17 protein-coding genes are annotated in these 13,867 nt (G+C 64.0%); 13 read left to right on the top strand and 4 right to left on the bottom strand.

What is annotated here, in order from left to right:
- Window positions 1-195: 195 nt before the first annotated feature.
- Both U1R88_RS26705 and U1R88_RS26700 read left to right on the top strand, forming a co-directional pair.
- Window positions 196-915: an outer membrane protein gene (locus U1R88_RS26705; protein ID WP_322433989.1), complete on the top strand. Its 720-nt coding sequence runs from the start codon at window positions 196-198 to the stop codon at window positions 913-915.
- A gap of 104 nt (window positions 916-1,019) precedes the next feature.
- Entirely contained in the window at window positions 1,020-1,961 is a 942-nt protein-coding gene (locus tag U1R88_RS26700; protein ID WP_322433988.1) for a GDP-L-fucose synthase family protein, read from the top strand.
- A gap of 16 nt (window positions 1,962-1,977) precedes the next feature.
- On the opposite strand, the gene gmd is transcribed toward U1R88_RS26700, so the two are convergent.
- Window positions 1,978-3,051 (bottom strand): GDP-mannose 4,6-dehydratase, encoded by a 1,074-nt coding sequence (gene gmd / locus U1R88_RS26695; protein WP_322433987.1) that lies wholly within the window; start codon window positions 3,049-3,051, stop codon window positions 1,978-1,980.
- 181 nt (window positions 3,052-3,232) lie between these two features.
- On the opposite strand from gmd, the gene U1R88_RS26690 reads away from it, so the two are divergent.
- Window positions 3,233-3,868 carry a YceH family protein gene (locus U1R88_RS26690; RefSeq protein ID WP_322433986.1) on the top strand — a complete coding sequence of 212 codons (636 nt, stop codon included), beginning with the start codon at window positions 3,233-3,235 and terminating at the stop codon, window positions 3,866-3,868.
- A 42-nt stretch (window positions 3,869-3,910) separates the two neighbouring features.
- Here the strand turns inward: U1R88_RS26690 and U1R88_RS26685 are convergent, their stop codons facing one another.
- The 3 genes from U1R88_RS26685 to U1R88_RS26675 form a co-directional block, all read right to left on the bottom strand.
- Window positions 3,911-4,294, bottom strand: coding sequence for a hypothetical protein (locus U1R88_RS26685; protein ID WP_322433985.1), 384 nt, complete (start codon window positions 4,292-4,294; stop codon window positions 3,911-3,913).
- Window positions 4,295-4,442: 148 nt separating this feature from the next.
- Window positions 4,443-4,775, bottom strand: a complete 333-nt coding sequence (locus U1R88_RS26680) for a hypothetical protein (RefSeq protein ID WP_322433984.1) — start codon at window positions 4,773-4,775, stop codon at window positions 4,443-4,445.
- Between the two features lie 92 nt (window positions 4,776-4,867).
- Window positions 4,868-5,599, bottom strand: coding sequence for an XRE family transcriptional regulator (locus U1R88_RS26675; protein WP_322433983.1), 732 nt, complete (start codon window positions 5,597-5,599; stop codon window positions 4,868-4,870).
- 303 nt (window positions 5,600-5,902) lie between these two features.
- Here U1R88_RS26675 and U1R88_RS26670 point away from each other — a divergent pair, with 303 nt between their 5' ends.
- The 10 genes from U1R88_RS26670 to U1R88_RS26625 all read left to right on the top strand — a co-directional run bounded on the left by U1R88_RS26670 (window position 5,903) and on the right by U1R88_RS26625 (window position 13,867).
- Window positions 5,903-6,070, top strand: coding sequence for a hypothetical protein (locus U1R88_RS26670; RefSeq protein ID WP_322433982.1), 168 nt, complete (start codon window positions 5,903-5,905; stop codon window positions 6,068-6,070).
- A 53-nt stretch (window positions 6,071-6,123) separates the two neighbouring features.
- On the top strand, window positions 6,124-6,513 hold the full coding sequence (locus U1R88_RS26665; protein ID WP_322433981.1) for a hypothetical protein: 390 nt from the start codon (window positions 6,124-6,126) through the stop codon (window positions 6,511-6,513).
- A 128-nt stretch (window positions 6,514-6,641) separates the two neighbouring features.
- Entirely contained in the window at window positions 6,642-7,148 is a 507-nt protein-coding gene (locus U1R88_RS26660; protein ID WP_322433980.1) for a hypothetical protein, read from the top strand.
- 429 nt (window positions 7,149-7,577) lie between these two features.
- Window positions 7,578-7,943 (top strand): Bbp19 family protein, encoded by a 366-nt coding sequence (locus U1R88_RS26655; protein ID WP_322433979.1) that lies wholly within the window; start codon window positions 7,578-7,580, stop codon window positions 7,941-7,943.
- Window positions 7,943-8,758: a hypothetical protein gene (locus U1R88_RS26650; RefSeq protein WP_322433978.1), complete on the top strand. Its 816-nt coding sequence runs from the start codon at window positions 7,943-7,945 to the stop codon at window positions 8,756-8,758. Before U1R88_RS26655 ends, U1R88_RS26650 begins: the two co-directional genes overlap by 1 nt.
- Window positions 8,759-8,782: 24 nt before the next feature.
- On the top strand, window positions 8,783-9,784 hold the full coding sequence (locus tag U1R88_RS26645) for a major capsid protein (RefSeq protein WP_068298090.1): 1,002 nt from the start codon (window positions 8,783-8,785) through the stop codon (window positions 9,782-9,784).
- A 198-nt stretch (window positions 9,785-9,982) separates the two neighbouring features.
- Complete coding sequence (locus U1R88_RS26640) at window positions 9,983-10,423, top strand: Bbp16 family capsid cement protein (protein WP_068298086.1); 441 nt, start codon at window positions 9,983-9,985, stop codon at window positions 10,421-10,423.
- A 1-nt stretch (window position 10,424) separates the two neighbouring features.
- Entirely contained in the window at window positions 10,425-10,724 is a 300-nt protein-coding gene (locus U1R88_RS26635; RefSeq protein WP_322433977.1) for a hypothetical protein, read from the top strand.
- Window positions 10,725-10,814: 90 nt separating this feature from the next.
- On the top strand, window positions 10,815-11,402 hold the full coding sequence (locus tag U1R88_RS26630) for a phage connector family protein (protein ID WP_322433976.1): 588 nt from the start codon (window positions 10,815-10,817) through the stop codon (window positions 11,400-11,402).
- Window positions 11,402-13,867, top strand: a complete 2,466-nt coding sequence (locus U1R88_RS26625; RefSeq protein ID WP_322433975.1) for a phage tail protein — start codon at window positions 11,402-11,404, stop codon at window positions 13,865-13,867. The genes U1R88_RS26630 and U1R88_RS26625 overlap by 1 nt, the downstream gene beginning before the upstream one ends.

The following is a 13,867-nucleotide window of genomic DNA, read 5'->3' as shown; positions in this document are numbered from 1 at the left end:
CGACAAGAAAGTGGCTATTCCCTCTCGGTACCCAGTTACTGTTGCCGATCTGCCACATCATATGGCGAAAATATGGCCGCCAACCTCAATTCCCGGCAATGTCTTTGACTTGGAATCACGGCTCTCTCATTGATTCAATCAGACAGATGGTTCGGTGCCAGCCGTTGGCGGCATCGGGTGGAGTGAGGGGCGTCCATGTTCAAGGCAGTATTCCTATCGACCGTGATGGCAGTGGCCCTGTTTGCAGGCGCCGCCAGCGCTGCCGACCTCGCACCGCAGGCGGTCGAGCCAGTCGCTCCGGCCTATACGCCCTATGATTGGTCCGGCCCCTATGTCGGCGTGCATGCCGGCTATGGCTGGGGCCGCGAGGACGACAACCAGAGCCGCCTGTTCCCAAACATTCAGGCTCGGGTCGCCGCCGATAAGTTCGACATGAACGGCTTCGTCGGCGGTGCCCATGCCGGCTACAACTACCAGATCGACCAGTTCGTCATCGGCGGGGAAGCCGACATCGACTATACTGATCTCAAGGGCAGCCATCGCTACAGCTACAATGGTGGCCAGGTGACAGGCGTGCTGCGTATGAAGAGTGAGTGGCAGGGTTCGCTGCGCCTGCGCGCCGGCTACGCCTTCGACAATCTTCTGGTCTACGCCACCGGTGGTGTTGCCTTCGCCAACGGCAAATTGTCCGATGTTGGCCAGTTCCGTACCGCCTATGCCTCGAGCGACACCAACACCCATATCGGCTGGACCGTGGGCCTGGGCGCCGAATATGCATTCACGCAGAACTGGATCGGCCGCGTCGAGGTGCGCTACTCCGACTTCCAGAAGAAGGGCTACGAAACAGCCAATGGCCGCGTCAAGGCCGGCTGGAACCAGACCACGGCCACGGCCGGCGTCAGCTACAAGTTCTGATCCTTCCGTCAGATTTCGACGAAAGCCCGGCCTCGTGCCGGGTTTTTGTTTTTGCAGGCCTGCTATAAAGGAAACGACGGCAACCGAACCGGAGTGGGATCTCGATGATGTCGCTGCAAGGCAAGCGCGTCTGGGTCGCCGGCCATCGTGGCATGGTCGGCGCCGCCCTGGTGCGGCGGCTGCAAAGCGAGGACTGCACCTTGCTGACGGTGGACCGGACCGAACTCGACCTCCGGCGGCAGGCCGATACCGAAGCCTGGATCGAGCGGATGCGCCCTGAAGTGATCTTCCTCGCCGCCGCCAAGGTGGGGGGCATCCTGGCCAATGCCAGCTTCCCGGCCGATTTCCTCTATGACAATCTCGCCATCGAGACCAATGTCGTGCATGCGGGCGCCCGCACCGGCGTAGGCAAACTGGTGCTGCTCGGCTCGAGCTGTATCTATCCACGCAATGCAGCCCAGCCGATCGGCGAGGACCAGTTACTGTCAGGCCCGCTCGAACCGACCAATGAGTGGTATGCAATCGCCAAGATCGCCGGCCTCAAGCTGGTCCAAGCCTATCGGCGCCAGCATGGCTGCGACTTCATCGCCGCCATGCCCTGCAATCTCTACGGCCCGCACGACAATTTCGACCTGGCGTCGGGCCATGTCCTCGCCGCCTTCATCCGGCGGGTGCACGAAGCCAAATTGCGCGACGCCCCTGCCATCGAGATCTGGGGCAGCGGCACGCCCCGGCGCGAATTCCTGCATGTCGACGACTGTGCCGACGCTTTGGTGCGCCTCGCCAGGGACTACTCCGATGAAAGGCCCATCAATATCGGGGCTGGCGAGGACATCACCATCCTGGAATTGCTGGAAGCGGTGAAGCATGTCGTCGGCTACGCCGGCGCCACCATGCATGATCGCAGCAAGCCCGACGGCACGCCGCGCAAGCTGATGGATTCCTCACGCATCGCCGCGCTTGGCTGGCGCCCGCGCATCGGGCTCGAGGAAGGCCTCGCCCAGACCTATGCCTGGTATATTGCCCAGGAAGACAAGCCTGCATAGCACGTCGGCCTCGCCTTCATCCTGCCGCAATACCGCCTCGTATCGCCTGGAGGTCGGCAGTCATCATTTCCGCTACAAGCGCCTCGAAGGAGGTATAATGTTGCCATCCCAGTGCGGCGTGCGCCTTGGCGGCATTGCCGATGAGACAATCAACCTCGGTCGGCCGGAAGTAACGCGGGTCGATGATGACGAGTTCGCGTCCGCTGGCCCGTTCGAGCCCCCTCTCCTCCACCCCCTCGCCGACCCAGTCGAGCGAGCGGCCGACATGGGCGAAGGCCCGTTCGACGAAATCGCGCACCGAATGGGCCCTGCCCGTCGCCAGTACATAGTCACCAGGTTGGTCCTGCTGCAGCATGCGCCACATGCCCTCCACATAGTCGCGGGCATGGCCCCAGTCGCGCCGGGCTTGGAGATTGCCGAGATAGAGTCTGTTTTGCCGGCCAGCCTCGATCGCCGCCACAGCCCGGGTGATCTTGCGGCTGACGAAGGTCTCGCCGCGCACCGGGCTTTCATGGTTGAACAGGATGCCGTTCGAGGCGTGCATGCCATAGGCCTCGCGATGGTTCACCGTGGTCCAGTGGGCATAGAGTTTGGCGATGGCATAGGGGCTGCGCGGATTGAAGGGCGAACTCTCGTCCTGCAGCTGATCGCTCTGGCCGCCATAGAGCTCGGAGGTGGAAGCCTGGTAGAAGCGGCAGCGACCTTCCAGCTTGAGGGTGCGGATCGCCTGCAGCAGGCGCAGCGGCCCGACGGCGTCGATGTCGGCGGTATATTCCGGCATGTCGAAGCTGACGCGCACATGACTCTGCGCCGCCAGATTGTAGATCTCGTCGGGCTGAACGGCATCGACGACCCGTACCAGGCTCTGCCCATCCTGCATGTCGGCATAATGGATATGCAGGCGCCGTCCCTCGACATGCGGGTCCTGATAGATCGCATCGAGCCGCGCCGTGTTGAAGGAGGAGGATGGCCGTTTGATGCCGTGCACCTGATAGCCTTTCTCCAGCAGCAATCTGGCGAGGTAATAGCCGTCCTGGCCCGTCATGCCCGTGATGAGCGCCGTCTTGCTGCTCAAATCCCTGCCGTTCATGCCGCCTCCCCTGCCGGCATTGCTCCCATCGAAGAGGCTGCCGACTTGTGCCCACCGGTATGGATCAGGGCGCACGCCCCGGCAAGCCGGAGAAGGAATGCTCACCGGCCAGTTGAGTTATGGCCGGTGAGCGGCTAGCACTCGAAGCTGATCCCCCTTGCGCAAACAGGCCGCTTTTCCCATGTCCCAGGAACCGCCCTTTCTCAATGCCATGGAAGCTCGCATCTTCGGCTGCCTGATCGAAAAGCAGTTGCTGACGCCCGACACCTATCCGCTGACGCTGAACACGCTGCAGGCCGCGGCCAACCAGAAGACGTCGCGCGAGCCGGTCATGGCCCTGGAAGCGGGGGAGATCGGCCACACGCTGGCAACGCTGGAACAACAGGGGCTGGTGCGCCGCGCCTTCGGCTCGCGCGTCGAGCGCTACGAGCATCTCGCCGGCCAGCGCTTCAACCTGACCAAGCAGCAATCCGCCCTGCTGGCGGTGATGCTGCTGCGCGGGCCCCAGACCCTGAATGAATTGCAGACCCGGACCGACCGCATGGCGAGCTTCGGCTCGCTCGACGACCTCAAGCAGGAACTGGACCTGCTCGCCAGCGCCCGGCCGCCGCTGGTCAAGGAAATCGGGCGGGCGCCCGGCCAGCGCGAGGACCGTTTCGCCCATCTGCTGTCGGGCGATGTCGAGGTCTCCATGATCGCCGCCCCTGCTCCGCGCCCCGCGGCAGCATCGGCCATCGCCGAGCTCGAGGAGCGCGTGCGCACCCTGGAAGAGCAGGTTGCCGACCTCAAGGCACGGCTCGACGCGGTGGGCGCTTAGTTCGGGCATGCTGCCGCCGGCAGCGATACCCGGACGATAGTATCAGCAGGATTGGCGGACCCACTCCGGATAGTCCCTATGCAGGTAAATCAGCCTGTCCTCACCATCTTCTATCGCCTCCCAGCCGAGAAATTCCGCGATTTGCGCAGCAAGGGCCGAATACCAGCCATAGTTTGGCGGGCTTTCGGTGCCGACCAGCACCACGCGATCGAACAACGGAATGAACGCTCCATTGCTGCCCCACCCGCCGGAGCCGGTGGTCTTGACGATAGTCACGTCGACCCAGGGCTTTCCGGGCGCATTGCCGAACGACACCGGATGCTTTTGCTGCAAATCCGGCAAGGTTTGCAGGAATGCGACCAGCCATCGCGTATCCGACGGTGGGCCTGCCAGGGAAGACGGACGAATGGTCAGATAGCGATACATCCGAGCGTGCCCCCTTCAGGATCAGATGCAAGGGCTTCATGCCGCGCCCCTCACACGAAGGCCCACTCCTGGCGCATTTTCTGGAAAAGTCGATAGGCGGTTCGATCGGAAATCACCTCCCCCGGTATTCGTTCCGCTTGCGCCACTTTCACGCGGCTTCCCGGCGATCACGGGCACGATCATAGGCACTCGGCTTCTGGCGCCAGTGCCCTTCCACGGCTTCGGCGATCAGGGCACCATAGACGGCATCGACGATGAGGGCATTGCAGATTTCGTCAAACCAGGGATCGCCCTCCCGCAGCGTCGCGAAGGATGCCTTGCGCTCCTGCCGGTTCCAGACATTGAGCTTCACGCTGTCGAAGCGCATTGCGGTGCGGGAAAGACCGAAGCAGACGTGAGCGGCGCCATCGAGGGGGCCGGCCAGCAGGCCGCCGATCTGGACGAGATGAAGCTCCTCGAAGGCCAGGGTATAGTCGGACATAGCTGACAGCTCCCATCACGGACAAACCCCGCAGCTCATGGAAACAATGTTCCCAATATGGGTACATTTTGTCAAGCCAAGCCGAGACCAAATCAGAAAAAATGCCAGCCGGCGACGACCTTGCCGACGATCTGCAACTCGTCCTCGCTGCGGGCGATCTGGACATGGCCTCCATTGTCGCTGATCACCCGGATGGCGTTGTCGCCGAGGATCTTGGAGGTTTCGATACGCTTGGCCTGGATGTCGCCCCAGCGGTCGCGGATGGCATAGATGCCGTCGGGCGAGGGAATCCGGTGGCGGGTGTCGATGATCAGCGGTGTTCCCGGCGCGATGGTCGGGCGCATGGAATCGCCCTTGGCCTCGATGATCAGCAACTCCCCCGGCTTGGCGCCGATGCCGCGCAGGAACCAGGGCGGGAACACCCAGGGATCGGGCTTCACCGCATCCCGCGTCTCGATCTTGTCTCCGTCGCGGTAATAGGCATGCGCCACCTGCCCGCCGCCGCCCATGCCGGCACGGGCATCGACCTCGACGATGCCGTTGCCGGGAATGCGGGGCGGCGCATCGGGATCGAGCGGCTCGGGCGCTTCCGGCTCGAAGAAGCCGTCGGGCTGGTGCTCGTCGGGATCGAAGGAAGTGAGCTGCAGGCGGTTCGACATCAGATCGCCGGGATCGACCTTCAGCGCCGCGGCGGCCCGCACGATCCATATGTCCGACAGGCGCCGCTCGCCCCGCTCCAGCTTCACGAGCTGGGTTCTGGTTGTACCCATTGCCTCGGCCAGCGCTTGCTGCGACAGGCCCTTGGCGTTGCGTAATATCTTCAAATTGTTCCCCATACGGGAACAATGCTCCAAAAATCGAACCTTGGCTAGCATTAATTTCGGGAACACCCCCCTTGCTTAATGAACCCATAATGGGTACATTAACACCATAGCCGTTGCAGGTCCGTTCCGGATCTACAAGGCCATAAGACAATGATCTCGGGCCGGGCATCTCCCGGCAGGCCGTGCGGAAAAACAGATCAGGCAAACGCTTTGCGCGCCCCGCGCAGCCCCCGGGCAATCCGGAAGGCAGCCCGCGGTGCCGTGACCGCCCATTGCCTGACGACAGGAAAAGGAGGCCGTCTCATGCAGCAGCCCGACGATCCGGGCATCGCCCGCCACGACATCACACCCGACGCACGGCCAGAAGCCGATCGTGACGGCGGCTCCCGCCTCCTCGCCCTCGCTTTGTGCGCCCTCTCCGGCGGGTTCCTGGCCGCGAGCGTCAGCCTCATCACCGCCTGGCTGCGATGAGCACCCGTCCTTCCGGCCCCTCTCCTTCCTACCCCCTTTCATCGGAGATCGACATGGCGATGCCGAACACCAAGCCCCGGCACTATCGCGCGGCGGACCAGCTCGAAGCCGCACGTACCCTGCGCGCCAAGGGTGCCAATCTGCGCCAGATCGCCCAGGCCCTCGGCCGCAACCATCGTGCCGTAACAGCCCTCCTGGCCCAGCTCGGCCCTTCCCAAGGCGAGAGCGAGGAGACGGCCGAGCAGGATCGCCAGGCGCAAGCGCATCGCCGGGCCACCCTGCAGCATCTTAACGATATCCGGCGCGAACACGGCTTCGACAAGCGCTGGGAAAGCTACGCCCTGCGGCCGGAGAAGGCGCTGCCTCTCGACAGCTGGCGCTTCCTCGACTTCTCTCCCACCGGCTCGCCCGCCGAGATGTGTGCCGGTCAGATCGAACACTAAAAACTGGAAACGGGTTCAAAGTGCCCCGCCCAATCATAAGCCGGCTCGGTAATTCCACTCCAGAGCGCCTGGCTTGCACCGCGATCTGCACCCTTTTCCTTTCTCCCCTAGCCAGGAGGTCGCCTGAGATGCGCCCCTCTCCTTTCTTGAAGATCCGCCAACGCGAACCTTCGGGCCGGCTCCAGCGCGAGAGCGTCGCCGAAATCACCGCCACGGCCACAAGGAACCGTATTCGCATGGGCGTCCGGCCCGGGGACGCGCGCAGCCAGCTCGCCGGCTCTGTGTTCGGGCGCCTCAGCCTGCAGCAGGAAATCAATGCCCGGCAATATGAGGCGGGCTGCCGCTTCGGCGTCGCCGTCATCCGCTACGCCAAGGTCATGGGCTTTGCCTCGCCCAACCCGCGCTCGCTCGACATGCTGATGCTGGGCAGCGGTAGTCATGGCGAGGAGGCTGGCGATCCCGAGGCGATCGCCAAGGCGCGCCGGCGCTACGAGGACATGTTCACCGCCCTCAACGACGCCCCCGAGGGCAAGCGTTATCTCAAGGCCCTCAAGACTTGCATCTTGCAGGACCAGCACGCCGAACTCGGCGATCTGCGCTGCGGATTGAATATTCTTTGCCGACTATGGGGTTGACGCCGCCCAGCCGATATGGCAAATTAAGACCCTGAGAAAAAGCGCCCGACCGAAAGGTTCGGGCGCTTTTTTGTGCCCTGCGCACGCCTTCGCAGCTGCCTTTGTCATTGCCGGGCATGACGAAAATTGGTGTCTCGCTTGTCTCCGCACAACGGCAGAGCGCCACACCACGCGACATCACGCTGCGCCGAAGCCGACGCGCCCAATCCCGCAACACTGTGACGCACCGATCCGCGGCCCCGCCGGAGGCTGACGGCCCCCTCCCGGCACGCCGATCACGGCGACATGCGAGCCTGTCGCGAGACCCATTCCGCTTCCGGCGCATGCAATGGTTCCGGGGGGCGCAGCTGCAAGCCCCCATCCCTCATCCTTGAACATTCCCCCCGCCTCCGGCGGGGGATTTTTTGTTGCCCACATCGGACGCTCAGCATGCCCAATCCTTCCGGCGGCCCAGCGCGCGCCGCCCTTGCGATCAACTGGCTGGCGCTCGCCCGGCTGTTCCGGCGCGCCCGCGGCGGCGAGGCCGCGCTCAAGCTGGCGCTCGCCTATCACAACGTCTTCGATATCAGGAACGAGGACGTGCAGATCGTCCTCGCCGACCTCGCCGACTACACCGGCTTCTACCGGGTGAACGGGGAAGGCATCCCAGCCGACGACCGCGCGTTTTCGGATGGCAAGCGAGCCGCCTTCGGGCGGCTTTTTCGTTTTCTCAACCTGACTGACGAGGAGAAGGCCGCGCTGGTGCAAGCCGCGCGCACCGAGGCCATCGCCAGTTCCAACGAGGGCATCATCTGATGATGGATCCGGCAAACCCTGGGGCCGCCATGGCGGGAACCTCGGCAGACGCCACCGTTCCTCCGGCCAATGACGGGTCGCCGGCCGGCGGCGCGACGGACTTCCTTGCGGGCCTGCGCAATGCAGAAAGCCGGCAATGGGTCGAAAGCAAAGGCTACAAGGCGCTTGATCCCCTGGTCGAATCGGCGCGCCACGCCGACCGGCTCCAGACGGAATACAACGAACTCAAGGCCAAGGCCCTCACACCGCCGGCCGCCGATGCCGGGCCCGAGGAATGGCAGGCCTTCCATGCTAGGCTCGGCCGGCCCGAGACGGCCGAAGGCTATGAATTCCGCATGCCCCAGGGCCTGCCCGAGGGGTTCGCCTATGACAGCGAAAGCGCCAGCGCCTATCGGAGCTGGGCACATGAAGCCGGCCTCACGCCGAGGCAGGCCCAGTCCCTCCACGATCGCTTCGTGCAGCACCAGGCCGGCCAGCAATCGACCTATGTGCAGGCCATCGTGGAGCGCGGCGAGGCCGCGCAGGCAGCCCTGACCAAGGCCTGGGGCGACAGGAATTCACCGGCCTTCCGCCAGAATGTCGAGTTCGCCGACCGCTTCATCCGCCAGAACGGCGGCGAGGCGTTGATCGGCGAGCTCAAGTCGAACGGCCTGTTGTCGCCCGACGGCTATGTGCTCTCCCCCGCTCTGGCCCAGGCCATGGCGCGGGCGGGCCGGGCGCTCTACGCGGAAGACCAGTTCGCAACCGGCGGTGTGGCGGCTCAGTCGAGATCGGCAGCCGAGACCCTTTATCCGGTCGATCCGTTCCGGCGGTGAGACCTTTTTTCAAGGAAGCAGACCATGGCCGTGATCGGCAATTCCTATCCCACGCTGGTGGATGTCACCAAGCGCCTCGACCCCAACGGCAAGCCCGCCGTGGTGGCCGAGCTCCTGTCCCAGCTCAACGAGCCCCTGCAGGACATTCCCTGGATCGAGGGCAACCTGCCCACCGGGCACAAGACCACGATCCGCACCGGCCTGCCGCAGGCGACCTGGCGCCGCCTCAATTACGGCGTGCCGCCGGCCAAGAGCACCACCGCCCAGATCACCGATGTCTGCGGCATGCTGGAAACCTATTCGGTGATCGACAAGGACCTCGCCGATCTCAACGGCAACACCGCCGCCTTCCGCCTGACCGAGGACACCGCCTTCATCGAGGCGATGAACCAGCAATTCGCCCAGGCGCTGTTCTATGAATCGGTGGGCGTCAACCCCGACCGCATCACCGGCCTGTCGCCGCGCTATTCCAGCCTCACCGCCGGCAACGGCGTCAACGTCATAGATGCCGGCAGCACCGGCGCCTCCAACACCTCGATCTGGCTGGTGGTGTGGGGCCCGAACACCCTGCACGGCATCTATCCCAAGGGCACCACGGCCGGCCTCACCCACCAGGACGTCACCACCTCGGCGCCGATCCTCGACCCCAATGGCGGGCGCTACCAGGCCTACCAGACCAAGTATCAGTGGAAATGCGGCCTGACCGTGCGCGACTGGCGCTATGCCGTGCGCATCGCCAATATCGACACCACCACGGCGGCCGGCGGCCTGCAGTCGGCGACGCCGCCCAACCTCTACCGGCTGATGGTTCGCGCCATCAACAAGATCCCCTCCCTCAAGATGGGCAAGCCCGCCTTCTATGTGAACCGGGCGGTGAAGACCTGGGGCGACATCCAGGCCATGGAGAAATCCACCCTCGCCTTCCAGACCGTGACGGACGCTCAGGGCCAGCCCTTCCTCTCGTTCCGCGGCATCCCGGTGCGGCTGACCGACCAGCTCCTCAACACCGAGGCCCGCGTGGTCTGAGATCCGCGGACTTTCCAGAATGAGGCGCGAGATCCTCCCCCGGCTGCGGGGAAGGTGTCGCTGCACGGCAGCGACGGAAGGGGGAGAGTGGCGCCACGCTCCCCCCCAGGCCCTTCGGGCCACCCTCCCCGAAACCGGGGAGGGATTACCGCGCTTCACGCGTCTTTTCCTTTCCTTCCCATCATCGGAGCCATGTCCATGATCCTGGACCAGCAACTTCTGCTGTCGGACAAGCAGGCGATCACCGCCAGCGCCGTCTCGACCAATACCATCGACCTCACCCAGGCCCGCGATCCCGGCCCTGGAGACAGCCTGGAACTGGTGATCCGCGTCAACACCGCGCTCACCGGCGGCACCTCGCTGCAGTTCGCCTATGTCACCTCGGCCAATGCGGACCTGTCGTCCCCCAACGTCATCGTGCAGACGCCGGCGATCCCGGCCGCCAGCCTCACCGCCGGCTCGGAATGGCTGCGCGTGCAGGTGCCGGCGCTCTCGCTCGACGCCCAGCGCCAGCGCTATCTCGGCGTGCAGTACACCGTGGCAGGCACCTTCGCCGCCGGCACGGTGACGGCGGGCCTCGTCGCCGACCGCGAGGCGATCGTCAACTATCCCTCCGGCCTGAATGTCGGAGGCTTCTGAAATGGCGCGCTATCTCGTCAAGGCCAAGGCCTATGTCGACGGCCGCATCATCGAGGCCGGCGAGGAGGTGGAACTCGTCGGCAAGGTCCGCGAGGAGGACGAGCATCTCGAGCTCGTCCCGGACAAGGCCAATGAGCGCGAGGCGCGGAAGGAGGCCGAGGACGTCGATGCCGCCCTCCGCGCCGAGGCGGTCAAGGCCAAGCTCGTCGACGATGCCGGCGCCGCGATCGACGAGGCGACGCCGATCGAGGTCGTGAGCCGCCGGCTCGCCGAATACAAGCAGGCCAACGCCTTCCGGTAAGCCCGAGCCTTCAAACCAGACCGGGCGGCGCGCGATGCTTCATCGACGCGCCGCCCCGACGAGATCGTTTTTCGCGGCCTGGAGGCCCTCATGTCCGTAAATCTCTCGATCACCGAGATTTGCAATCTCGCGCTCGATTATCTCGACGAGGCGCCGTTGGCCTCCATCGACGACAATTCGGCCGTGGCACGCTGGTTCCGGCGCAATTTCTGGCCGATGGCCTGGAGCTTGATGCGCCGCCACCCCTGGAACTTCGCCATAGCGCGCACCCTGCTGCCGGCCTCGGCCACCGCGCCGGCATTTGGCTGGACCTATGCCTATGACCTGCCGGTGGACTGCCTGCGTGTCATGCCGCTGACCGTGGATGGCACCGAGAACGCCAAGACCATTCCACACAAGGTCGAGGGCAGCCAGGTCTTGGCTGATGAGCTGGCGCCGCGCCCCGTGCGCTATGTCAGGCGCGTCGAGAATACCGGCCTGTTCGACCAGCAATTCACCGACGTGCTCGCCTTGGCCCTGGCGCAGAAGGCGGCGCATTTCATCACCGGCAAGGCCTCCTATGCCGAGTCCCTCGGGCAGAAGACGCAGGCCGCCCTTTCCGAGGCACAGGCGATCGACGCCCTGGAAGGCACGCCGGATGACCCCGAAGACGATTTTTGGATCGAGGCTCGTTCCTGATGGGTGCTCATGAACTCAAGCCGGTCTTCTCGCGCGGCGAGTTGTCCCCCAAGCTGCACAGCCGCGCCGATCTCGAGCATTTCAAGACCGGGCTGAAGGAATGCCAGAACTTCATGGTGATGCGCCAGGGGGGCCTCACCCGCCGCCCGGGCACGCAATTCGTGCAGGAGGTGAAGGATTCGAGCCGCCCGGCCCGCTTCATCCCCTTCATCTTCTCGGCGAGCCAAGCCTACATGCTGGTGTTCAACGCCGGGGCGTTCCGGGTCTACACGCTGGGCGGACGGGTCGGCAGCGTGGAAATCGCCCATCCCTATGCCGATGCGGACCTGTTCCAGCTCGATTTCGACCAGACCAATGATGTGCTGGATATCACGCACAAGAGCTACCAGCCGCGGCGGGTGAAGCGTCAGAGTGACACAAGCTGGACGATTGAGGCGGTCAATTTCCGGTTCGGCCCATTCCTTCCCGTCAACGACACGTCCACCACATTGACCCCCAACGGAACCGGCAATCCAATCCCAAAGATGACCAGCAATACGGCACCGAGTGGCACAGCTGCTGCTGACGCTACAGTTGCGGGTGCTCCATGGCAGGCCTTCGACCGTGACGCAGGGACTTTGTGGAACAGTGGGTCCGGAGCGCAGGGCTGGCTTTCCTATACCTTCCCCTCCGCTCGCATCATCGTAGGCTATTCCGTTCAAACGACAACTGCACTCGTAACCGGCCTGCCGATCACCGACCGCGCGCCGAAGTCATGGACCTTCGAAGGATCCAATGATGGAACCAACTGGACGGTTCTTGATAGTCAATATGGGCAAAGCAACTGGTCAGCCGGTGAGAGAAGATATTTTCGATTTACAAACACGACCTCCTATACTGGATACAGAATTAACATATCGACCAATAATGGCGGTCAATACATTGTCATAGGAGAATTAGCATTTACTGAAGACATTTCAACCGCGCCCACAATTACAATTACCGCCAGTTCAACCGCGGGCATTAACAACGGCGCCGGCTTCACCACAAGCGACGTTGGCCGTATTATTGCACTTTTAGGTGGCAACGCAGTTTATAGCGCATTTGTTGTCACTACAATTATGTCACCGACCGCCGTGCAGGCTAAGCTTGACGACGCCCCGCTACCAATCGCACAAGGCACCTTGCAATGGCGCCTCGGCGCCTGGGGGAACACGCCAGGCTGGCCAGCACACGTCGCAACCTTCGAACAGCGCAAGGTCTATGCTCGCTCCAATGCCCAGCCCTCCGCTATTTGGGCGACTAAGACCGGCGGTTACGGCTCCTTCCTGGATTTCTCCGTTTCCGTTCCGGTGAAGGACGATGACGCGATTTCCTTCACCCTTACCGATGTCAACGAAATCCAGTGGATTGCCGAGGGCCCGGACCTCCTGATCGGTACCGCCGGTGCCGCCCGCACCATGGGTCGCGACAGCCCCAACCTGCCCTTCTCGGCCAACAACTTCCGTCAGTCCCTGGCTTCGACCCATGCCTCGCAGGCCATCCGGCCAGCCAAGGTCGGGAACTCGACGATCTTCGTTTCCAGCTTCGGCAAGGCGCTACGGGAGTTTGTCCAGGGTGAGACCGGAGTGGGCTATGCGACACCCGATATCTCGGTACTCTCGGATCATCTCTTCGCCTCCGGCATCGTGGAAGTTACCTACGCCCAGGAGCCCGACAGCGTGATTTGGCTGCCCAACGGCAGGGGCGATCTGATCGGACTGACCTATGAAAAGGACCAGTCCATAGCGGGCATGCATCGCCATCTCATGGGCGGCGAGGGATTCGTCGAGAGCTGCGCCACGATGCCGGGCCAGGGCAGGAACGAAGTGTGGCTGATCGTCCGGCGCACGATCGGCGGCGTAAGCCGGCGCTATGTCGAGCGCATGGCCGCCGCCTTCGAAGCAGCCACCGCTACGCCCGAAAAAGCCTGGTATCTCGACTGCGCCCTGCAATATCGCGGCCCCCCCGCCACCAGTATCACCGGTCTTGGCCACCTCGAGGGCCGGCGCGTCGGAATCCTGGCGGATGGTGCGCGCGAGGCCGATCAGATCGTCACGGGCGGCGCCATCTCGCTCGCCTCAGGTCGGCCGGCTACCACGATCACCGTCGGCCTGCCTTACATCTCACGCGCCCACCTGCTGCCCTCGCCTGCTTCGGCCGGTGACGGGTCAGGCCTGGGACGGCGCAAGAAGATCGTCTCGGCCAAGGTCGACTTCCTGGCCACCGGTTCATTGCGCATCGGCCGGGACGAAGCCACCGCCGAAGAGATCGTAGCGCGCCATACCAGCGATGATCTCGGCACGGCAGCCCCGCTCGTCACCGGCTTTTACGACGCCCGCCCCCAAACGAGCTGGGGCGACAAGGGCGAACTCGTGCTGACCGCCGACGGTCCGCTGCCGGCGACGATCCGTTCCATCACCCTCAACACCGATCCGGAGCCCTGA

Source organism: Labrys sedimenti (genome assembly GCF_034424805.1).
In the GTDB taxonomy this organism is placed as follows: Bacteria; Pseudomonadota; Alphaproteobacteria; order Rhizobiales; family Labraceae; genus Labrys; species Labrys sedimenti.
This window is presented reverse-complemented; position numbering and strand designations above follow the sequence as displayed.

Bases quoted from the DNA above. Each gene is read 5' to 3' on its own strand.
- U1R88_RS26630 (WP_322433976.1), top strand. From the start codon at position 10,815: ATGTCCGTAAATCTCTCGATCACCGAGATTTGCAATCTCGCGCTCGAT.
- U1R88_RS26660 (WP_322433980.1), top strand. From the start codon at position 6,642: ATGCGCCCCTCTCCTTTCTTGAAGATCCGCCAACGCGAACCTTCGGGC.
- U1R88_RS26705 (WP_322433989.1), top strand. From the start codon at position 196: ATGTTCAAGGCAGTATTCCTATCGACCGTGATGGCAGTGGCCCTGTTT.
- gmd (WP_322433987.1), bottom strand. From the start codon at position 3,051: ATGAACGGCAGGGATTTGAGCAGCAAGACGGCGCTCATCACGGGCATG.
- U1R88_RS26640 (WP_068298086.1), top strand. From the start codon at position 9,983: ATGATCCTGGACCAGCAACTTCTGCTGTCGGACAAGCAGGCGATCACC.
- U1R88_RS26645 (WP_068298090.1), top strand. From the start codon at position 8,783: ATGGCCGTGATCGGCAATTCCTATCCCACGCTGGTGGATGTCACCAAG.
- U1R88_RS26685 (WP_322433985.1), bottom strand. From the start codon at position 4,294: ATGTATCGCTATCTGACCATTCGTCCGTCTTCCCTGGCAGGCCCACCG.
- U1R88_RS26655 (WP_322433979.1), top strand. From the start codon at position 7,578: ATGCCCAATCCTTCCGGCGGCCCAGCGCGCGCCGCCCTTGCGATCAAC.
- U1R88_RS26635 (WP_322433977.1), top strand. From the start codon at position 10,425: ATGGCGCGCTATCTCGTCAAGGCCAAGGCCTATGTCGACGGCCGCATC.
- U1R88_RS26650 (WP_322433978.1), top strand. From the start codon at position 7,943: ATGATGGATCCGGCAAACCCTGGGGCCGCCATGGCGGGAACCTCGGCA.
- U1R88_RS26680 (WP_322433984.1), bottom strand. From the start codon at position 4,775: ATGTCCGACTATACCCTGGCCTTCGAGGAGCTTCATCTCGTCCAGATC.
- U1R88_RS26690 (WP_322433986.1), top strand. From the start codon at position 3,233: ATGTCCCAGGAACCGCCCTTTCTCAATGCCATGGAAGCTCGCATCTTC.
- U1R88_RS26625 (WP_322433975.1), top strand. From the start codon at position 11,402: ATGGGTGCTCATGAACTCAAGCCGGTCTTCTCGCGCGGCGAGTTGTCC.
- U1R88_RS26670 (WP_322433982.1), top strand. From the start codon at position 5,903: ATGCAGCAGCCCGACGATCCGGGCATCGCCCGCCACGACATCACACCC.
- U1R88_RS26665 (WP_322433981.1), top strand. From the start codon at position 6,124: ATGGCGATGCCGAACACCAAGCCCCGGCACTATCGCGCGGCGGACCAG.
- U1R88_RS26700 (WP_322433988.1), top strand. From the start codon at position 1,020: ATGATGTCGCTGCAAGGCAAGCGCGTCTGGGTCGCCGGCCATCGTGGC.